The following is a 21,422-nucleotide window of genomic DNA, read 5'->3' as shown; positions in this document are numbered from 1 at the left end:
ACATTTAAATTGTGCATCAAAAATCCATCAATATATTGTATGATGGGTACGCGAAACCGTTCCGAATATCCAATTTAAATACAAAATAGCTTATGTGAGAATAGCTATACTTCATTATCCTGATTCCTTGAGTAATATTGCTGATTAATATGTTAAAATTGAGTGCTTTATTCCCAATACATTCCCGAAACCGAGGAATTAGCGACGTATTTTTTTCAGTGTGCAAAGAATGGCAAGGCCCTGAATTGAAGGCTCGCATGGTTGTCCCGAGTTGCGATCGCGAATGTCGCGGCCCCAATGTAGTGGAAGCAATTCCTTCATTTCTGACAAAACTATATTACCGCAGCCCTAGTCTTCCCATAATCAAGACAGAGAAGCGTTTTCTCAAAGATTTCAAAGATTTTGATCTGGCATACTTGTGGCCTGGTATATCATTAGATTTTGTAAAGAGGGTTAACAACCAGAACAAGCCAATTGTTTTGGAGCGAGTTAATAGTTATCAAAGCGAATCTAAGAGAATCCTTGACGATGCTTACTCTCGCTTGGGGTTGGAACCTCAACACAACGTTACTCCAGAAAATATTCAGGATGAAAAGGAAAAACTCAAGCTAATTGATTTTCTGTTTTGTCCTAGTCCGATAGTAGCAAAATCGTTTCAAGAAGTCGGGGTTCCTGAAGAGAAACTACTGGTAACGACAGAAGGTTGGTGGCCCGATCGTTTCCCCAATTATCAATCTCAAAAACCGCCGCAGGATGAAGTTAACGTCCTTTTCCTAGGTTTTGCCTGCGTTCGCAAAGGGGTTCATTTGCTTTTGAAGGCTTGGGAGCTAGCTGGGATTAAGGGAACGCTGACAATTTTTGGAGCGATGGAGCCTGCGATCGCTCAAACTTGCAGTCATTGGCTGAAACGTCCTGATGTAGTTCAATTTGATTATGCTGTTGACTACAGTTTTGCCTATCGCAAAGCTGACTTTTTTGCCTTTCCCAGTCTTGAGGAAGGTAGCGCACTCGTCATCTATGAAGCAATGGGTCATGGTTTGCCGATTCTTACTTCGCCGATGGGAGGAGGCGGTGTGGTGCGTGATGGTATTGACGGCATAATTCTCGATCCCTACGATACGGATGCCTGGGTGGAGGGACTGCGAAAATTATCTAATTCTCCTGATTTGCGCGCTCAGATGGGAGCCTCCGCCCGCCAGCGAGCTTTGGAGTTGACTTGGCCCCAAGTTGCTGCTAGGCGCAAAGAGCAGATTCTGCAAAAAATGAAAATTAAATAACCCTTTACCTGGGTTCCCTTTAGATAAATCTGACGTAACAGAAATACTGTCCCCTGCAATTACTCCGAATTTGAAAGTGGCACTCACCTAGCTTTTTGGCGTTGCTGAATTAAGGTATGAATGCCCCGGTCATGGGAATATCGTCAAATTTCAAGTAATGTATTAATAATTTAATAGAATGCTTGAGCATTTGCTCACATTTAGAATAACAAAGAGTCTTGGGATGTAGCCTAGCTAAATAATGTCTTAGTCTTGTATTTTATCATTCTAAGGAGTGTCAGATAAGTCTTGCTAACAATCCGATCTCCATCAGGAATAAACATGGGATATACAGACAATCCATCAGTTACATAAAAATAGCATTTCCATGCACTTACTTTGTCCCATAATGCTTCAAATGTCTTAGTGCTACGATCCCCTAATACCAATCCTAAAATTCCTGGACTAAAGTGGTCAACCGCTGTCCAAAGCCAGATTTTGTCTGTTTTTTGCATAATTTTGTAATTCATCGAGTTCACCAACTTCTGGAATTACTTCCGAATCATAAACATCTGGTAACAGTTTCCCGATTTATTTTACCAAATTTATTACCGTGGTATTATGAACTTTATTAACTCGTTCTATCGCCCGTAAACCTATGCCATTAACGTACATTTTTAGGCAATCACTTTTGATGGTTTCGCGCTTGACCTCGCCCTGGCTCATACTCATTGATGAATTGACAACCGCATTGGACACAAAATGCGGTTCTGTTTTCCTTTTTTCGTGCCATTTTTACGGATAGGGTTGATTTACATTCGCTGGCGCTGCATAAATTATTCCTCCTATTCATACTCTAATATCAATTCCGGTTGCACCGGAATGATGTTAACTGTTGACTGTTAACTGTTAACTGTTAACTGTTAACTGTTAATTTACTATTTTGATGAAGAGAGGATTTGATATAACTCAGCAACGCCCCCTAAGTTTGAGGATAATGTTGTGCTAAAAAAGCGATCGCACTAGCCCGATCGCCCAAATGGCCATCCAACAAAGCCGCCAACAAGTCATCTAACATCCGTTTAAATGCTGGCCCGGGCTTGTAACCCAAAGCCTTCAAGTCGTTACCGTTTAAAGGCGGCTCGACATTCGCCCATTTGGTGAGATATTCCAAAATCTGACGGCGGATACTGCGGGGACTTTGGAGGGCGATCGCAATTAATACCGGCAACTCATAATTCCTCAGTAGCAGCACCAATTGACTAGGTAACTTGCACTTCGGCAAATTTTCTGCTAATTCCTGATTTGCCGCTTCCAAATTTTGTAGCCGCTTGATACTGTCGGCAGGTAACAGAAGATTTGCAGCTACTTTACCCCGATATTCTGGTGCTAAATAAGCGATCGACACTTCGAGCCGCATCAGCCAATCAGGAATATTGATCATGGGGAATGGGGAATGGGGAATGGGGAGTGGGGAATTGTCTCTTCCCTCTTCCTTCTTCCCTCTTCCTTCTTCCCTCTTCCTTCTTCCCTCTTCCTTCTTCCTTCTTCCCTCTTCCTTCTTCCTTCCATTCAAACATCGATCGAGCAAACGCAGCCGCCGCCACAAATTTCGATCCAACTCCAAAGTAGGATGAATACAGCGCAAAGCCTGCAAATCTCCCAACATTTGCAGAGCAAGCTTCCAGTAAGGAGCTTGCAAAATGTACCTCAATTCACTTTTGAGGCGAGTTTCCAAAGCCGGAGTTCGGCCGCTTTCCCCTTGAATGCGGTAATAAATCCCGCTTTCGGTAGCGTGGCGGATGTATTCTTCAGTTTGCGGCTCGATCGCAAATCCCAACCGCACCGCAAACCTTACAGCCCGATAAATTCGCGTCGGATCTTCAATAAAACTGTTAGCGTGCAAAACTCGAATTTGGCGCGCTTTCAAGTCTAGTAAACCGCCAAAAAAATCTAACAATTCGCCACTACGAGGCTCTCCCAACCGCACAGCCAGCGCATTAATTGTAAAATCCCTGCGGTACAAATCTTGACGGATCGAACTAGCTTCAACTTCAGGATTTGCAGCCGGATAAGGATAAAATTCAGTACGAGCCGTAGCGATATCCAGCCACAGGGAGCCGAAAACAGAGTCTTTGTGCCACAATAGCGCGGCGGTTTTAAAATCACCGTGAACGTCCAAACGCGAGTCTGGGTATAGTTTTTGTAGCGATGAAGCTAACTCGACACCGGCACCGGAATCGTCGGCGCTGCGGTTTCCATCGACTACCAAATCAATGTCTGTTAGCGCCACTTTATCGTCCGTTGCTAAGAGTAAATCCCGCACTGCTCCGCCGACAATATAAAGTTGCCACCCGCGCTCTCTGGCAATATTGGCTGCGATCGACAATAACTGCCATAATTCTGGACTAATGCCCGATCGCAACAACTGTTCAACAGATTCGGGCAAGGGACAATAGGATAATTCAATATTATTTCCCCTGTCTCGCGTTTTTTGTTGGTGCAATTCCCGCAATACGTCGGTGCGAGTCACAATTCCCAGGAGTTCGCCGTTTTCCAATACTGGCAAACGCCCGATATCATATGTCACCATTAAAGCTTCAATTTCTGGCAGCAAGGTATCAGGGGCGATGGTTTTTAGCTGCGGAGTCATGTAACCCTTAGCCGGGGCGTGGCTGAAACCGTGGTGCAGGGCAATGTCAATGTCGCGGCGGGAAATAATGCCCGTCAGCCGATCGCCCGCATCGACCACAGGCAGCCCAGAATGCCCGTAACGTAGGAGGATGCGGTGAGCTTCTCCCACGGAGGTTTCCGGGCGAATGCTCCGCACTGGAGAGGACATTAACTCGCGGGCGGTGGGAGGGTGGGGAATTTGAGCTTTTAATTCATCAGCTAACTGATTTAAAATCAGCATGGGGTCAACATCGCGGGTGGCGAGGGATGCGGCGCTGGCGTGGCCTCCGCCGCCAAAAGGTTTGAACAGTTCGCTGAGGTTTGTGCCTTCGATGCGCGATCGACCGATAATAGCTAAGCGGTTGGAAACTGTCGGTTCAGCGATGTTGCGGTTGCTGTCGTTTTCGCTAAAGTTATAAACATTGCCTAAAAGTAGAGCATCGGTTTCAGTCAAATCGAGCAAGCGGGAAGCTAGGGAAGAAAGCCCGGGAACATAGTTGTCAGTAGATAGCAGCACCCAAGCTACTGTACAACCGTGCAAGGTTTCCGATCGCAAATTCTTGAGCGATTCTTGCATCAAATCCTGCAATTGAGGAGACAAACCGGGTTCTACATACTCAGCGATGACCCCCAAACTCGCTCCCTGTTCCATCAACCACGCCAAAGCCATTGCATCTCGCGCCGTTGCGCCCTCAAAGGTGAGGGAACCAGTATCGACGTGGATACCCAGGGCCATGACTGTGGCTTCTGAAGGTAGCAGGCGGGATGCTGTGTCGCCGTTTTCTGTTGAATTATTGAGCTTTTCCCGCAGTTTTTCGACAATTAATGTAGTGGTTGCTCCGACTGCTTCTATCTGGGTGAGTGTGGCGGGTATGTCTAAATCGGCTTGCAGGTGGTGGTCGAAAACGGCTATTTGCTTGATATGTGGCAAGTCTAGCCATTCGGCGGCTTTTCCCAAACGATCGCGCTGGGAGGAGTCTACTATACTAATCGATCGAATTTGTGACGGATTGACCGATCGGCGTTCGATCAGCGGATACTCGTCGCGGTGTAGCGCCAAAAAATCCCGCACTGTGGGGTGACACCCCCCCGTCAGCACAATTCTGGTACCTGGGTGCAGCACGCAAAGTCCCACCGCCGCGCCCAAGCTGTCAAAATCTGCCGTTGTGTGGCACAAAACTAAGTCCATAGCCGAAAATTCCCCTTCTCTCACTCCCACAGTAGCAATTTCTCGCGCTCTGATACGTGATCGGGCGATCGGGCTTTCACTCTTGGTTTCAGCTTAGCCCGAAAAGCCGCCAGGAATTGAATGTCCCCTCTTATAGCGAAAGTCCTCAACCGAGGACTTCAGCTTTGAGACAGGGACTTCACTCCCTCTCCGAATGCGGGTTTGGCCTAGTTGTTGACACCGCCTGGGACTGTAACTTAACCTTTCCAGTTTTCTGTGGAGTAGCGAACAATGATAAAATTAGTCAAAATCTCAAGAGTCGCTGACTCAACCGACAATTTCTCGATCGACCATCAGGATACTGTCATTCGATTTTAGATTTTAGATTTTAGATTTTAGATTTACTCCACGGATAAATCTGCGAGCTTAAATTTTTATCTGAAATCTTGAGATATCCACTCAAAAGTGTCGGGGTACGATACCCGTTTTGGGCGGAATCAGAAACTATAATCTGGAATGTTTATCCAGATTATGGGCAACTATTTGTCAACAACGCACGGCTATATCGACAGGAGAAAAAATGTTATCAATTCTGTTTCAATTGGTTTTACTGGCTTTGGTACTGCTATCTTTTGTGATGGTAGTTGGCGTGCCGGTTGCCTATGCAACTCCCCAAAACTGGAATCAGTCTAAAACTCTGATTTATGCAGGTTCTGGTCTGTGGTTTTTGCTGGTTATTGCAGTGGGCGTTTTAAACTTTTTGGTGGTTTAATATCGTCCGAAGCGATCGAAAAAAGAAGGTAAAAGGTATAAGATAGAAGGCATTTATCAGAATCTTGAAGGTATCCGGCGTTCGGAAAAATCTAAAATAATGACCGAACGCTGGATTATGTATGTTTTTAAACTTGAGATTAAGATGAGATGTTTCTGTTGTATAACTTTTGCCTTCAGGTCTAAAAAAATCTAAAATCTAAAATCTAAAATCTACAAATATGACAGTTTTCGAGGGAACTTTTACTCAAACAGAATCTTTGCGCTTTGCTATTGTCATCGGTCGTTTTAACGATTTGGTTGTCGGCAAACTTTTGGAAGGATGTCAAGATTGTTTGAAGCGCCACGGGGTTGATATTGATCCTCATGGGGATCAAGTAGATTTTTATTGGGTTCCGGGATGTTTTGAAATTCCTTTGGTGGCCCGCCAAGCTGCTCTTTCTCGTCGCTACGATGCCGTAATCTGTCTGGGTGCGGTGATTCGCGGCCAAACTCCGCATTTCGATTTTGTAGCTGGTGAGGTTTCTAAGGGAATTGCTGCGGCTGCTTTTCAAACAGGTGTGCCGGTGATTTTTGGGGTGGTGACGACAGACACGATGCAGCAAGCTTTGGAAAGGGCGGGAATTAAGAGCAATTTGGGCTGGAATTATGGGATGAGTGCTCTGGAAATGGGCAGTTTGATGCGTCAAGTTAATGGTTTGGGCGCAAATTCTTACGGCCAATTGGCTGCTGCGTCTGCTTCAGTGATTTCGGGTGAGGCTAATCGGGCGATCGCCCCTGATGTATCCTCGAATCAAACGGTGTAGTTTCGCCGCAGAAACCGGGTTTCTTGGAGTTTTGTCGCCAGTTACGAGAAATTAAGGCAGAAACCCGGTTTCTTCAGACTACCGCCGCGCCTAGAAACCGGGTTTCTTGGAGTTTAATCGCCAGTTACGAGAAATCTACAGAAACCCGGTTTCTCCAGACAATAAAACCGACACCTGGCAAAAAAAATCGCCTTGTGTGGTACGAAAAAACGTTCTTAGAAATAGCGCAACACTAACAATTACTTCATCGCCTAGATACTGATTTCTGATTCGGTCGATCGGTGCGATCAGTATTTTGATATTATGGACGCGAGATCATACCAAACTTCACTTCCTATGTCAAGGATTACGAACAACGTTGTCCTAAGTCCTTGTGTAATATTTGAGCTTTCCGCATACTAATCACCAGACAGAGGAAACCACAACATGATCCAAACCATATCCAAAACAATCACGTTTGATGAGTTCGTTGCTTGGTATCCAGAGAACTCTGTCCATAAGTACGAATTACACAATGGAGTAATTGTTGAAATACCTTTAGGAACCGGCGACCATTCGGAAGTTACGGGTTTTATAACCTCAAAACTAGCGGTTGAAATTGACCGTCGTGAATTACCCTACTCAATTCCAGGTGACTGCTTACTCAAGCTTTCCCGTGACGAAGCAGGTTATCAGCCAGACGTAATAGTCCTAGACAGAACCGCACTTGCAAACGAGCCGCGCTGGAAAAAAGAATCTATCATCACGATGGGGTCTTCGGTGCGACTGGCTGTAGAAGTAGTCAGTACGAACTGGCAAGATGATTACCTGGTTAAAGTAGCTGATTATGAAAGACTGGGTATCCCGGAATATTGGGTTGTAGATTATGCTGCTTTGGGCGGCAGACGCTTCATTGGCAATCCGAAACAACCTACTATCTCGGTTTACCAGTTGGTTGACGGGGAATATCAAATCAACCAGTTTGGGGGAGATGACATAGTTGAGTCGCTGGCTTTTCCAGAGTTGAGGTTGACGGCCGACCAGATTTTTGTCGCTGGCTTGCCGAACTAGCGAGTCGAAATTATGCTTGCGGGCGATCGATATTCTATGTGACGATCATCGCATACGGACACGACAACAGTCGATAGCTTTCACTTACACATTGCAGATTATCAAATTGTGTGGTACGATAAAACGTTCTTGAAAATAGCGCAACACTAACAATTACTTCATGGCAACGAAGCCAACGATCGCATTTACTCACCTCGGCTGCGAAAAAAATCGCATCGATACCGAACACATGATTGGCTTGCTGGCTCAAGCGGGCTATCAAGTGGATTCTAATGAAGAATTAGCCGATTATGTTGTAGTCAATACTTGCAGTTTTATCCAGGCCGCGCGAGAAGAGTCAGTCCGCACTTTGGTAGAATTGGCAGAAGCTAATAAAAAAGTAGTCATCACTGGCTGCATGGCACAGCATTTTCAGCAGCAATTGCTCGACGAATTGCCGGAAGCCGTCGCCATAGTCGGCACGGGCGACTATCATAAAATAGTCGGCGTGATGGAGCAGGTCGAAAAGGGCGATCGAGTTTCCCTCGTCTCTAGCGAACCTACTTACATCGCTGACGAAACAACTCCCCGCTACCGCACGACATCGGAAGGTGTCGCCTACCTGCGAATAGCAGAAGGCTGTGACTACCGCTGTGCATTTTGCATTATCCCGCACTTGCGCGGAAATCAACGATCGCGCACGATCGAATCAATTGTCGCCGAAGCTAAGCAATTAGCATCCGAAGGTGTCAAAGAAATTATCTTAATTTCTCAAATTACCACGAATTACGGCAAAGATATCTACGGCGAACCGAAGCTAGCCGAACTGCTGCGCGCTTTGGGCCAAGTAGATGTACCCTGGATTCGGATGCACTACGCCTATCCTACAGGTTTGACTCAGCAAGTTGTCGCGGCAATCCGCGAAACGCCGAACGTTCTACCCTATTTGGATTTACCCCTGCAACACTCGCACCCGGAAATTCTGCGGGCGATGAACAGACCTTTTCAAGCTGGGATTAATGATGCTATAGTCGATCGGCTCAAAGCAGAAATTCCCAACGCCGTGATGCGGACAACTTTTATTGTCGGCTTCCCCGGCGAAACAGAAGAACACGCAGCACATTTGCTGGAATTTGTCAAGCGCCACGAATTCGATCACGTCGGAGTTTTCGTGTTTTCGCCAGAAGAAGGAACCCCAGCCTTCAGCTTGCCGCAGCAAATACCAGCAGAAATCATGGAAATGCGGCGCAATTCGGTAATGGCGGCACAACAAGCTATATCATTGAAAAAGAATCAAGAGTCTGTCGGTCAGGTAGTTGATGTCCTGATAGAACAAGAACAGCCAGAGACAGGCGAGTTGATTGGTAGATCCGCCAGATTTTCCCCAGAAGTAGATGGACTCGTCTATGTGACAGGAGAAGCACGGCTGGGATCGATCGTATCGGTGAAAATTACGAGTGCCGATGTCTATGACCTCTACGGTCAAGTAGAAGTATAGCTCGAACTGTCCCGCCCGCCAAAGCAGCATCAGCCTCGCGCTAAGAGTGTAGCCTCGCGTCGGGATGAGTGCCAGTGAGTTGACGATTCCACTCCCGTGAGTCGAATTCCAAGCCGTGCTGTGGAACAGCGACGGGGTGGATGAGGAAACGAGCAATTCTTCTGATAAAATTGGTACATCTTGACCACCAATGCCGTAAGCGAAAACCAAGCTCAAAGGTACGTGTTGCCAGAAAAAGTATGGGTCTTGGGAACCAGGACTCCTGCCCTTGGAGGCAATGTAAGACCAATAGAATTACGGAGTTCTGGCGGTTGTTGCCAATGAATTGGGAAGCCCGTGGTGTAACGCAGGTCACCGTCGGGTAGTTCACTGTTTTGTTTCTGAATGTAAAGAGTTATGCTAATATAAAGTCAGAAACCAGCGGGGAGAATTTGAGATTGCTTCGCCGTCCGCCCTACACGACAACGGTATCCCGAAAGAGTGTTGAGATGGATAGGCAGTAACGGTCGCTGCATCCCCTGTTGAATCCCGCAGACGACGGATTGCGGGATAGCGCCTGAACTAACAAACCTGTAACTACTACTATTATGTAGTGCAGTTCAGTGGGGCTGGTCATCATCCTCACTATAAAACGCCCTAGAGAGAAAGCTTGCAAGTACCTCAAAGGAAGTCCAATGTACTATTTTAAGAATGTTGGAAGTCGATAACCCGATCGCTGGCGGTTGGTATCGGTGATGTCACAAAATCAAAGACGGCTGTCGAATTGGTAAATTAGTCACCATCGACGGAGCTGCCCTATACTCGATTGCTATTTAAAAAGGTGCGCGCAGGCGCAGCACCACACAGAACTCATAATGAGTTCCTGCCGCCGAGCAGAAATCCGCATCCGAGTTGGGCGACTTAGAAGGCTAAGACTCGTTATTAGGAGCATTAATGAATTTATTGTTTGAAGGCTTAGGTCTTTCGGAAGAACTCGTTCTCCATCTGGAAACACTAGGCTTTACAGAACCTACTCCCATCCAAGTACAAGCAATTCCGCACTTGCTAGCAGGTCGCGACGTTGTGGGTCAAGCCCAAACAGGAACGGGCAAAACGGCAGCATTCTCGTTGCCAATCTTGGAGCGGATCGATCTAGATTTAATTGCGGTGCAAGCACTGGTGCTGACACCGACCCGCGAATTGGCGATGCAGGTAACAGAAGCTATCCGCGATTTGAGCGGTATCAGCAAGGAAGGCCCGGTAAAAGTAGGTCGCTCTCTGCAAGTTCTGACAGTGTACGGCGGTCAATCGATCGATCGCCAAATGCAGCGTTTGAAGCGCGGCGTTCACATAGTTGTCGGGACACCCGGACGCATATTAGATATGCTCAGCCGTGGCAGCCTGAAACTAGACAAAATACAATGGCTGGTTTTGGACGAAGCTGACGAAATGCTCAGCATGGGCTTTATCCAAGATGTGGAAAAAATCTTGGATGCTGCACCAAAAGATCGTCAAACGGCATTTTTCTCGGCGACGATGGAAGCTTCCATTCGGAAATTGGTAGCGCGCCATTTGCGTAACCCAGTCAACGTCACCGTCGAACAGCCAAAAGCAACGCCGAAGCGCATCAGCCAAGGCGTGTACATGATTCCCCGCGGCTGGTCTAAAGCAAGAGCTTTGCAGCCAATTCTAGAAATGGAAGACCCGGAATCGGCGCTGATTTTTGTGCGGACGCGGCAGTCGGCGGCGGAACTTACCAGCCAACTGCAAGCAGCAGGCCACAGCGTGGACGAGTATCACGGTAATTTGAACCAGGCACAGCGGGAACGCTTGCTGCATCGGTTCCGCCAATGTCAAGTCCGCTGGGTAGTAGCGACTGATATTGCGGCGCGGGGCTTGGACGTGGATCACTTGACTCACGTAATTAACTACGATTTACCCGATAGCGTAGAAAGCTATGTGCACCGGATCGGACGCACGGGTCGGGCCGGTCGCGAAGGAACGGCGATTACGCTGATTCAACCGGTAGATCGCCGCAAATTGCGTTTGATTGAACGCCACGTTCGATCGAGCTTGACAGTGCGGAACATTCCGACACGGGCACAAATTGAAGCACGTCAGTTGGAAAAAATGCAGGGTAAAGTTCGCGAAGCTTTGGCTGGCGAACGGATGGCATCTTTCTTACCTCTGGTGTCTGAGTTGTCCGAGGAATACGACTCCCACGCGATCGCCGCTGCAGCATTGCAAATGGCCTTCGATCAAAGCCGTCCGGCTTGGATGGGCGCGGATTACGCTCAACAAGAAGATCCCCCGATTGGTGGAGAAAACAGCGTCAAGCCAATCTTGATCAAGAAGCGGGCTAAGGTGGGTGCGCCCAGCGTTGGTTCTCCTGTTCCTCAGAACAGCTAATTAGTAGGGTGCGCCTCGGCGCGCCTTATTTTCTAATTGAAAAGGTACGCACTGCGTACCTTTTTTTTATCAGAAAATTGGGTTGAATGAAAACCCTGCGACTTTAGTCCAGGGATGAAAGGGCATTTCTAATCGCAAAGATGCAAGTCCTGACTGCAAACCTGTACGCGGGAATTCTTGGACTGTTGTGTAATATCGTTTCCCGTTGCATCGGAATAATAAAATCGAGTCAACAGTTAACACTCAACCATGCAGTTTTTTGACCCACCCGTCAACAGTCAACAGTCAACAATCAACAATCATTGTATGAGTGCAACCAGAATTGATATAATATTTTAGTCTAGCTGCGTCCCGACAAGAATCTTTTGCACGCGATCGCCCTTAAGTTCCAAAACCAAATTAGAAGCCTTTTGGTCATTCCTGTAAGTCAACCGAGTGGCTTCACCATGCACAGATTGCCACCCGTAACCGTAAGTTTTAACAACTTTTTGCCTGCCATCTCCTACCTTGATACCATCAATTGTCGCCAACTTGGGATTAGTAGTAGAAATTAAATAAACTTTGCCTTCCCATGCTGCTACCGTCAATTTTGAGTAGGTTAACGTGCGAATCTTGCCACCAATTACAGAACCAGCAGATTTAGTTTCGTCTCGCTGCGGTTTTCCCAACTTGCGTTTAGCTTCTTCTACAGACATCCCCAATTTCATGCCGCTAATCTCCAAGCGCGAATAGTCGATCGCTGTGGGCTTTTGTGTCGCGCTCAGCATTGTTTCTAGGGCGATAACAGTTTTATTCATACCCGCCACAGGGCGAACTAAAGCAGCAAATCCTAAGCTCGAAATTGCGATATTGAGTATGATGCTAGCGACGGCTGTTGTCAGGAACAATTTTACCATTTTTTTATAGCTTTATTTAGAAAATTCTTCGCCCGATCGCCCGATCGATCCGGAGCAATACTAATAATTTCGAGCCGAGAGAATTCGCACAATAGGTAAAGCCCGCTTGCTGCTGGCTGTTGTTTGCAGGGCGATCGGGCGTTGATGATAATTAATCACCGGAATTGGTGTGATATCCTAACAAAAGCCATTGCTCCATAAAATCCGCAATTTAGATGACCGCCATAGATTCCACTAAACACCAAAAATCTAAAGCCCTCAAACCCGGAAGCCGCCGCCCCGCTAAAGAGCTTTGCAGCGAATGCGGTTTGTGCGATACATATTATATCCATTATGTCAAGGAAGCTTGCGCTTTCTTAACACAGCATATCGCAGAACTAGAAGCAGAGATTCACGGGCGATCGCGCAATCTCGACAATCCCGACGATTGGTACTTCGGAGTCAGTCAAAATATGATGGCGGCTAAGAAAAAAGAACCAATTGAAGGCGCTCAGTGGACGGGAATTGTCAGCTCAATTGCGATCGAAATGCTAGAAAAAGGCATTGTTGAAGGCGTTGTCTGCGTCCAAAACACCAAAGAAGACCGCTTTCAACCTCTGCCAATAATTGCTAGGAATCGCGAGGAGATTCTCGCAGCAAAAGTCAACAAACCAACTCTATCTCCCAACCTTTCAGTATTGGAACAAATCGAAAAATCTGGGATGAAGCGACTGTTAGTAATTGGCGTCGGCTGTCAAATTCAAGCTTTGCGAACAGTCGAGAAAAAACTCGGTTTAGAAAAGCTCTACGTTTTGGGAACTCCCTGCGTAGATAATGTCAGCCGTGCAGGCTTGCAAAAGTTTCTAGACACGACTAGCCGCTCTCCTGAAACGGTTGTTGCTTACGAATTTATGCAAGACTTTAACGTTCACTTCAAACACGAAGATGGTTCGGAAGAAAAAGTGCCGTTTTTTGGCTTGAATACTAAGGAATTGAAAGATGTTTTTGCTCCTTCTTGTTTGAGCTGTTTTGATTACGTCAATTCTTTAGCAGATTTAGTTGTGGGCTACATGGGCGCACCTTTTGGCTGGCAGTGGATTGTGGTGCGAAATGACACCGGGCAAGAGATGTTAGATTTGGTAACGGATCAGTTAAATACTCAGCCGGTGATGTCTCAGGGAAACCGAAAGGAAGCCGTTCAGCAAAGCATTCCGGCTTATGAAAAAGGGGTGACTTTGCCGATGTGGGCGGCGAAGTTAATGGGAGTTTTTATTGAGAAAATTGGGCCGAAGGGTTTGGAATATGCCCGTTTTTCAATTGATTCTCATTTCACTCGCAATTATCTGTACGTGAAGCGGAATTACCCTGAGAAATTGGAGGCTCATGTGCCGGAATATGCTAAGCGGATTGTCGCGCAGTATAAGTTACCTGAGTGAGGCGGATAGACAGAGTTTTTAATAGCTCTTTTGCAGGGACACGGTATTACCGTGTCTTTGTTGTATACAGTTCAGAAAATTAGAGGTACAAGATTATGACACTTATATTTGCAAACAAACACATGAATTTACCAAAGTCGATCGCACTTACTTGTTGTGCAATTCTAGCATTATCTGGAAATGTGCTATCAGCGAAAGCAGCAGAAGTGCGATCGGGAAACAGCAAACGAACATTTGCCGATTGGTGCCGCCAAAAAGCTGATTTGAGTCCTGAAGCTAAATATACTGTTGAGGCGCTGTTGGAACGAGCTGAGACTACAGAGTGCGATGCGGCTAATCAGAAACTTTCGAGTCTCACAGAACTCTACCTCAGAGATGATAAAATCAGCGACATCAAACCGCTAGCATCCTTGACTAATTTGACACAGCTCGGTCTCTACGACAATCAAATCAGGGACATCAAACCGCTAGCATCCTTGACTAAACTGACTACGCTCGACCTCACCTACAATCAAATCAGTGACATCAAACCGCTAGAATCCTTGACTAAACTGACTCGGCTCTACCTCAGCAACAATCCAATCAGGGACATCAAACCGCTAGAATCTTGGACTAACCTGACGGATCTCCACCTCGGTGGCAATCAAATCAGTGATATCAAACCGCTAGAATCCTTGACTAACCTGAATGATCTCAACCTCAGAAACAATCAAATTAGTAATATCAAACCGCTAGAATCCTTGACTAACCTGACTGTACTCTCCCTCGGTGGCAATCAAATCAGTAATATCAAACCGCTAGAATTCTTGACTAACCTGACTCGGCTCTACCTCAGCTACAATCAAATCAGTGACATCAAACCGCTAGAATCCTTGACTAACCTGAATGATCTCAACCTCAGCTACAATCAAATCAGCGACATCAAACTGCTAGAATCCTTGACTAAACTGACTAGGCTCGAGTTCAGCGTAAATCAAATCAGCGACATCAAACCATTACAATTTTTGACTAACCTAACTTGGCTCGACCTCAGCAGCAATAAAATCAGCGACATCAAACCATTACAATCTTGGACTAACCTAACTTGGCTCGACCTCGGCGGCAATCAAATCAGCGACATCAAACCATTACAATTTTTGACTAACCTGACGGAGCTCAACCTCAGCTACAATCAAATCAGCGACATCAAACCGCTAGCATCCTTGACTAAACTGACTACGCTCTACCTCGGTCGCAATCAAATCAGTGATATCAAACCACTAGAATCCTTGACTAACCTGGCTCGGCTCGACCTCACAGGAAATCCGCTCGCCCTCAAAACTTGCCCTCTCAAGGGAGAGTCTATCTGTAGCTGGGAACCCGAAACTCAACCATAAAACTTTACAGTGACGCCCGATCGCACTTAAATATTTCATTCGCGAATAATAAATTTGATATTCACCAGAAAAACCCGATCGCCCTTATTGACTAAAAGCGATCGCACACCCACATCCTCCTACAAATCAGCAGCGTGCTGCTTCAATTCATCCAAAGAAACGTATTCCAAAGTCAGGGCGTGAGTCGCACCCAAAACCACAAGCGGCGCACATCCCGCATCCATTGCTTCCTTCCAGCGAGAAGCGCACAAACACCAGCAATCCCCAGGCTTCAAACCGGGGAAATTAAATTCAGGAACCGGAGTGCTCAAATCATTTCCATTCGACTTGGTGAATTGCAAAAACTCTTCTGTAAGTTGAGCACAAACAGTGTGAGCCCCAAAGTCGCCACCACCTGTATTGCATTTGCCGTCCCGATAATATCCTGTCATTGGGGAAGTGCAGCAAGTCTCTAACTTTCCGCCCAGCACATTTGTAGCTTCCGTCACCATCGCAACTCCTCCGCAAAACTCTTCGATCTAATTTTACACAAAAGCTAGTTGTTTATAGATATTTTTCCATGACAAAGTTGATTAATTTTTGATCCCTCCGTTCTACTTCTTGCTTTTTAATCACCATAAATCCCTGGGTTTCAAAAAAAACTCTAGCTGTAATGCTGGCTTCGGCAAATAACTTGTTAATTCCTAAATCTTTGGCTTTTGACTCAATTTGTGTTAAAATAAGCTTGCCAACTCCTTGTCTTTGAAAGTCTTTGTGACAGTAAAAGCGATCGATGTGGCCGTTGGCTTCTAATTCTCCAAAACCTGCGATTATATCGCCCTCTTCTGCTACAAAAGTAAATTTACTGCTTAAACTTTGCATCCAATTTTGAATGTCGGTGTCTGCCGGTGCCCAAGCATCTACTTGGGCTGTTGTATAATCGCGGATATTGACTTCGCGCACTGTGTCGTAAAAGAGTTGGGCAATTTTTTCGGTGTCGCTGATTTCGTAGTTTCGGATTTTCACTTGCAGGTGCAGATTGGTAGGATAGGTAAGTTTTGTATGAGGATTGATGGCGTGTTTGGGATGCGAGGGCGGGTAAGCGCTGCTAGAATATTTTAGCAAGGAAATGATTCCCAAAATTAGGGATATAAAGAATTTTGCAGGTATAATTAACAATTAAAAACTAAATATTTATTTAAAAAAGATGCCAGAATTTGGGCCAGATCCAAACCGACCTTATCCGATGGTAGACCAGCGCCGGGTTTGCTTTATCAAAAATTTTGTTAAGTCGCCAAATATTATTGTCGGCGATTACTCGTACTACGACGATCCGATCGCCCCGGAAGACTTCGAGAAAAATGTACTTTACAATTACGGAAATGAGAAATTAATTATTGGTAAATTTTGTGCGATCGCCACCAACGTCAAATTTATCATGAACGGTGCAAATCACAAACTAGATGGCATTTCTACCTACCCATTCCCGATTTTTGGCAACGGTTGGGAAACAGCGATGAATTTATTGATGGAACTGCCAAGTAAAGGCGATACTGTCATTGGTAATGATGTTTGGATTGGTTACGAATCGGTGATTTTGCCGGGAGTTAAAATCGGCGACGGTGCAATTATTGCTGCTAAATCTGTTGTCACGAAAGATGTTCCCGCTTATCGGGTTGTTGGTGGAAATCCTGCAGGTATAATTAAGCAGCGTTTCAGCGATGCCGAGATTGCACAATTGTTGAAAATTGGTTGGTGGGATTGGGAAATTGATAAGATTTCGCGCAACATTCACTTAATTATGCAATCCGATCTTCAAGCGCTGAATCATGCTGAGTAAAATTTATGCAGATTGATTTTGACCGCAGTTACGCATACCGGTTCACGATCGATCGCCCTGCACAAACTCCAAACAGCACACCCTGCAGACATCTTCTAATCTGCCTTTGTCAGCGTAAATCTGCCAGCATCAGCGCTCAAAACACTGCAAAATCAGGTCAACAATCAAAAAAACTTACCTGGCCGGGCCTACAGCATCGATCGCAGCTTCGAGGGCGATAGATACATGAGTCCAATGAGTTCCCCCCTGACAAAAAGCCACATAGGGCTCGCGCAGAGGCCCGTCAGCCGAAAACTCGGAGGTACTCCCATCAATAAAAGTACCTCCAGCCATCACCAATTGACTCTCGTACCCCGGCATCGGTGCCGGCACCGGATCTAAATAGGAACCCACCGGAGAATTTTGCTGAACTGCCCTACAAAAAGCAATTAACTTATCAGCAGAACCGAATTCGATCGCCTGAATCACATCCCTGCGCCTCGCCAAGGGAATCGGATTCACCCGATAACCCAACTTATAAAAAACGTAAGCCGTCAAATGATTGCCCTTCATCGCCTCCCCCACAAACCCAGGGGCCAAAAATAAACCCTGAAACAGCAAGCGATTCAAATCAAAAGTTGCGCCTCCGCTGCTGCCAATTCCCGGTGCCGTCAAGCGACAAGTTGCCGCTTCCACCAGATCGGCCCTCCCGGCGATGTAACCTCCTGTGGGGACGATCGTACCCCCCGGATTTTTGATCAAAGAACCAGCCATCAGATCCGCACCCACAGCAGTAGGTTCGCAATCCTCAACAAACTCGCCGTAACAATTATCCACAAAGCAAATTGTGTTAGGATTCTGATGTTTGACTAGATCGATGATTTTTTTAATCTCTGAAATAGACAGACTCGATCGCCAAGAATAACCGCAAGAGCGCTGGATCAAAACCAGGCGAGTCTTTGCTGAAATAGTAGAGCTCAATGTCTGCCAATCCACACTTCCTTCGCGAGTTAGAGGCAACTCACGGTAACTAATGCCAAACTCAATCAGTGAACCTTGACCTTGCCCCCGCAAGCCGATCACTTCTTCTAAAGTATCGTAGGGAGAACCAGCCACTGCCAACATTTCGTCACCGGGACGCAGGATGCCAAAAAGAGCACAGGCGATCGCGTGAGTACCCGAAACAAACTGTACCCGCACAGCCGCCGCCTCTGCCCCTACCACCGCGGCAAACACCGCGTCCAAAGTTTCCCGACCCAAATCGTCGTGGCCGTAACCCGTAACCCCTGCAAAATGCTGGACTCCAACCCGGTGGCTGCGAAAAGCTTTTAAGACTCGTTGAAGATTTTGCTTGACTGTCGCGTCAATACCAGAAAAAATCTGAAAGAGTGCCTGTTCTGCTTCCTGTAGCCGTGAAACGCTATTCATCTATAACCTCGCTCACCATTTGCGTGCGCGCCGTCGATTATCGCGTAAATACGGCCTCTAGTTTGTAAACATAATATATTCATGACGATTGCAACTTCCAAAAAAACTTCTCCTGATTGGCCTGTCATAGGCTTTATGGCCTTTCTGCACATCGGCGCTTTATTTGCTTTGCTGCCGAGTAATTTTAGCTGGTCTGCTGTCGGCTTAGCAGTATTCCTGCACTGGGTAACAGGTGGTTTAGGGATTACTCTAGGATTTCACCGTCTCGTTACGCACCGCAGTTTTCAAACACCCAAATGGCTAGAGTATTTTCTAGTTATTTGTGGCACCCTGTCCTGTGAAGGCGGCCCGATCGACTGGGTAGGAATGCACCGATTACACCACATACATTCTGACACCGAAACAGACCCCCACGATTCTAATCAAGGCTTCTGGTGGAGCCACATGGGCTGGATGCTCTCGGATCTACCGATCAGAGTTGAAATTCCTCGCTTTACCAAAGACATCGGCGACGACCCAGTATACAAGTTTCTCCAAGCATATTTTATACCCATCCAAGTCGTGTTCGGTGTGTTGCTTTATTTATTAGGCGGCTGGTCTTTCGTGGTTTGGGGCGTATTTATGCGGATCGTGGTGGTGTTCCACTGCACTTGGCTGGTTAACAGCGCTACCCACAAATTTGGCTACCGCACCTACGAGTCGGGCGATGGCTCGACCAACTGCTGGTGGGTTGCTGTCCTCACCTACGGTGAAGGCTGGCACAACAACCACCACGCCTTTCAATACTCCGCTCGCCACGGTCTCCAATGGTGGGAAATCGACATCACTTGGATGACTATTCAACTGCTACAATCGCTGGGTTTGGCAACCAAAGTGAAATTAGCAGAAAAATAGGGCGATCCGCACTTAGTCATTGGTTGTCGGTCATCGGTTTTGGATTAATGGCTCGTTACCGCCCAAAAAATAGGTACCGCGCCCCCGACGCTAGCTTAGGCTCGATGATCGGAAAATTTTAGACGATAGTTCAAGCTGCGATGATTCAATGCTGCAAGTAAATCTAAAATCTAAAACTTGTTCTGAGCGAAGTCGAAGAATCTAAAATCTAAAATCTAAAATCTAAAATCGACTGACCAATGTCTAATGCTTTTTTGGCGATCGGGTCAGGTTGCGTTGAACACAGATTGAATCATCTGGCGCGATCGACCCAACCAACACCACAATCAGTTATAATAGAACCAGAAACAAAAAATTTTGTTTTGCCGCCAAAATTTTTAATTTCACAATTAAATCGTAAATCTTTTTCGATCCTCATCCAAAATCTAGGGGAGCATCTGATTTTTTAAAAAAAGCATTTTTTACAAAGCGTGGTGTCGGGAACTCCCGATAGCACTATTAAATGCAAAACACAGATACTCCCAAATCTATCATTCATTCTCGCTCAGTTTGGGCAAGCGTGCACCAAAACAGTTCGCGACTCAATCCAAACTCTTATACGTGAATTCCAGTCTGCATCTCATCAGAAATCAAAAAAAAGAATGACAATAGCAACACAAGAAAAACTCCAATACAATTGGAAGCACGTTATTAGTTTAGCAGGACTGCATATCGGAGCTTTGTTCGCATTTTTGCCGAGTAACTTCAACTGGACAGCAGTTGGTTTAACAGTATTCATGCACTGGATCACCGGCGGTTTAGGAATAACTCTCGGATGGCACCGCCTACTCACCCACCGCAGCTTTCAGACACCAAAATTCGTAGAATACTTTCTAGCATTTTGCGGAGCCCTGGCCTGTCAAGGAGGAATAATTGATTGGGTTGGGCTGCACCGCTTGCACCACACCCACTCCGACCAAAATGCGATCGACCCTCACAATGCCCAGAATGGTTTTTGGTGGAGTCACCTCGGCTGGATGCTTTATAAAGGCCCCGCCCACGCTGAAATTGCTCGCTGCACAAAAGACATTTCCAGCGATCCGTTTTACCAATTTTTGCAAAACTACTTTCTCCCCATACAAATCGTCTTTGGCGTGTTGCTTTACTTCGCCGCAGGCTGGCCCTTTGTAGTTTGGGTGATTTTTGTCCGCTTAATTTTGGTGTATCACTGCACTTGGTTTGTAAACAGTGCAACTCACAAGTTTGGCTACCGCACCTACGAAACTAAAGATAGTTCTACTAATTGTTGGTGGGTTGCGGTTTTGACTTACGGCGAAGGCTGGCACAACAATCACCACGCTTTTCAATACTCTGCCCGTCACGGTATGAAATGGTGGGAAATTGACTTTACTTGGATGACAATTCAAGTCTTGGAAGCGCTAGGTTTGGCTAGTAAGGTTAAATTACCAGCAAAATAGCAGTAATTCAGTCCTAGAGGCAGAACCTCTTTAGGGTGTGCCGAACCGCGCACCTTACCGCTTCAGAAACCGGGTTTCTTTAATAAACCCGGTTTTTTTGTGACTAACAACCAGTTATAGCCTTTTTCAGAAAGATGAGGTACTATGCGGCATAGGGCATAGGGCATACCTAACTTTTTTGATAACCGCTATATACAGCACTTCCGGATGTTATGAGGTACAGTAGCAGCAATTAGTAAACCAGTTTTTAAGATGTTTCGGATTAATTAAGTCAAGAGCCACAGCAATTATCGTATCAACCATTTTAGTGGTGGTTGGCGAAAACTGGATCAATAAAGATTTAAGTTGTGACCACCATAATTCAATCGGATTAAAATAGGCGTGAGTATGGGGACAAACATAAAATAGAAGCACCCACAGATTCAATCATCGATGTAATTGAATCTACTTTATGCGCGGGTAAATTATCAATTCACGTCTACTGCTCCAGACCACAACTGTGGCACTAAACATTGCTCAATAAATACCTCAAATGCTTTGCCATCCATTGAGTTATCCATTGTCATGAG

Annotated in this window: 16 protein-coding genes and 1 pseudogene; 11 read left to right on the top strand and 6 right to left on the bottom strand. The window is 46.1% G+C overall.

From position 1 onward, the window contains the following. The first annotated feature begins 149 nt into the window (after positions 1-149). Positions 150-1,277: a glycosyltransferase family 4 protein gene (locus QT998_RS00085; RefSeq protein WP_333091192.1), complete on the top strand. Its 1,128-nt coding sequence runs from the start codon at positions 150-152 to the stop codon at positions 1,275-1,277. A gap of 109 nt (positions 1,278-1,386) precedes the next feature. Here QT998_RS00085 and QT998_RS00080 read toward each other — a convergent pair. Together QT998_RS00080 and QT998_RS00075 are read right to left on the bottom strand one after the other, a co-directional pair. After that, positions 1,387-2,068, bottom strand: a pseudogene (locus QT998_RS00080) (IS1 family transposase). Between the two features lie 170 nt (positions 2,069-2,238). Further along, entirely contained in the window at positions 2,239-5,118 is a 2,880-nt protein-coding gene (locus tag QT998_RS00075) for a CBS domain-containing protein (RefSeq protein ID WP_333113717.1), read from the bottom strand. Positions 5,119-5,677: 559 nt separating this feature from the next. On the opposite strand from QT998_RS00075, the gene psbZ reads away from it, so the two are divergent. The 5 genes from psbZ (at position 5,678) to QT998_RS00050 (ending at position 11,589) form a co-directional block, all read left to right on the top strand. After that, positions 5,678-5,869, top strand: coding sequence for a photosystem II reaction center protein PsbZ (gene psbZ / locus QT998_RS00070; protein WP_333091190.1), 192 nt, complete (start codon positions 5,678-5,680; stop codon positions 5,867-5,869). 220 nt (positions 5,870-6,089) lie between these two features. Beyond that, on the top strand, positions 6,090-6,674 hold the full coding sequence (gene ribH, locus QT998_RS00065; protein WP_333091188.1) for a 6,7-dimethyl-8-ribityllumazine synthase: 585 nt from the start codon (positions 6,090-6,092) through the stop codon (positions 6,672-6,674). Between the two features lie 426 nt (positions 6,675-7,100). Next, positions 7,101-7,724 (top strand): Uma2 family endonuclease, encoded by a 624-nt coding sequence (locus tag QT998_RS00060; RefSeq protein ID WP_333091187.1) that lies wholly within the window; start codon positions 7,101-7,103, stop codon positions 7,722-7,724. A gap of 160 nt (positions 7,725-7,884) precedes the next feature. Continuing rightward, positions 7,885-9,201, top strand: coding sequence for a 30S ribosomal protein S12 methylthiotransferase RimO (gene rimO, locus QT998_RS00055; RefSeq protein ID WP_333091186.1), 1,317 nt, complete (start codon positions 7,885-7,887; stop codon positions 9,199-9,201). 933 nt (positions 9,202-10,134) lie between these two features. After that, entirely contained in the window at positions 10,135-11,589 is a 1,455-nt protein-coding gene (locus QT998_RS00050; RefSeq protein ID WP_333091184.1) for a DEAD/DEAH box helicase, read from the top strand. Between the two features lie 335 nt (positions 11,590-11,924). On the opposite strand, the gene QT998_RS00045 is transcribed toward QT998_RS00050, so the two are convergent. Then, the gene (locus tag QT998_RS00045) at positions 11,925-12,485 is read right to left on the bottom strand and encodes a hypothetical protein (RefSeq protein ID WP_333091183.1); all 561 of its coding nucleotides are present in this window, start codon (positions 12,483-12,485) and stop codon (positions 11,925-11,927) included. A 215-nt stretch (positions 12,486-12,700) separates the two neighbouring features. On the opposite strand from QT998_RS00045, the gene QT998_RS00040 reads away from it, so the two are divergent. Both QT998_RS00040 and QT998_RS00035 read left to right on the top strand, forming a co-directional pair. Beyond that, a complete protein-coding gene (locus QT998_RS00040; RefSeq protein ID WP_333113720.1) occupies positions 12,701-13,900 on the top strand; it encodes a Coenzyme F420 hydrogenase/dehydrogenase, beta subunit C-terminal domain in 1,200 nt (399 codons plus the stop codon). A gap of 95 nt (positions 13,901-13,995) precedes the next feature. After that, the gene (locus QT998_RS00035; protein ID WP_333113723.1) at positions 13,996-15,276 is read left to right on the top strand and encodes a leucine-rich repeat domain-containing protein; all 1,281 of its coding nucleotides are present in this window, start codon (positions 13,996-13,998) and stop codon (positions 15,274-15,276) included. Positions 15,277-15,395: 119 nt separating this feature from the next. Here QT998_RS00035 and QT998_RS00030 read toward each other — a convergent pair whose 3' ends face one another. Both QT998_RS00030 and QT998_RS00025 read right to left on the bottom strand, forming a co-directional pair. Continuing rightward, positions 15,396-15,767, bottom strand: a complete 372-nt coding sequence (locus tag QT998_RS00030; protein WP_333052718.1) for a DUF2237 family protein — start codon at positions 15,765-15,767, stop codon at positions 15,396-15,398. A gap of 52 nt (positions 15,768-15,819) precedes the next feature. Further along, positions 15,820-16,380, bottom strand: a complete 561-nt coding sequence (locus tag QT998_RS00025; protein WP_333217884.1) for a GNAT family N-acetyltransferase — start codon at positions 16,378-16,380, stop codon at positions 15,820-15,822. 82 nt (positions 16,381-16,462) lie between these two features. Here QT998_RS00025 and QT998_RS00020 point away from each other — a divergent pair, with 82 nt between their 5' ends. After that, entirely contained in the window at positions 16,463-17,095 is a 633-nt protein-coding gene (locus tag QT998_RS00020; RefSeq protein WP_333091175.1) for a Vat family streptogramin A O-acetyltransferase, read from the top strand. Positions 17,096-17,269: 174 nt separating this feature from the next. Here the strand turns inward: QT998_RS00020 and QT998_RS00015 are convergent, their stop codons facing one another. Beyond that, the gene (locus tag QT998_RS00015; protein WP_333091174.1) at positions 17,270-18,502 is read right to left on the bottom strand and encodes a methionine gamma-lyase family protein; all 1,233 of its coding nucleotides are present in this window, start codon (positions 18,500-18,502) and stop codon (positions 17,270-17,272) included. An 81-nt stretch (positions 18,503-18,583) separates the two neighbouring features. Here QT998_RS00015 and QT998_RS00010 point away from each other — a divergent pair, with 81 nt between their 5' ends. Together QT998_RS00010 and QT998_RS00005 are read left to right on the top strand one after the other, a co-directional pair. Continuing rightward, complete coding sequence (locus tag QT998_RS00010) at positions 18,584-19,396, top strand: acyl-CoA desaturase (protein WP_333091172.1); 813 nt, start codon at positions 18,584-18,586, stop codon at positions 19,394-19,396. A gap of 641 nt (positions 19,397-20,037) precedes the next feature. Next, the gene (locus QT998_RS00005) at positions 20,038-20,853 is read left to right on the top strand and encodes an acyl-CoA desaturase (RefSeq protein ID WP_194070899.1); all 816 of its coding nucleotides are present in this window, start codon (positions 20,038-20,040) and stop codon (positions 20,851-20,853) included. The last annotated feature ends 569 nt before the right edge of the window (positions 20,854-21,422 follow it).

The sequence above is a fragment of the Microcoleus sp. S1D4 genome (assembly GCF_036700765.1).
Taxonomy (GTDB): Bacteria; Cyanobacteriota; Cyanobacteriia; order Cyanobacteriales; family Microcoleaceae; genus Microcoleus.
Note: the sequence above shows the minus strand (reverse complement) of the source record. Positions and strands in the feature narration are given on the sequence as shown.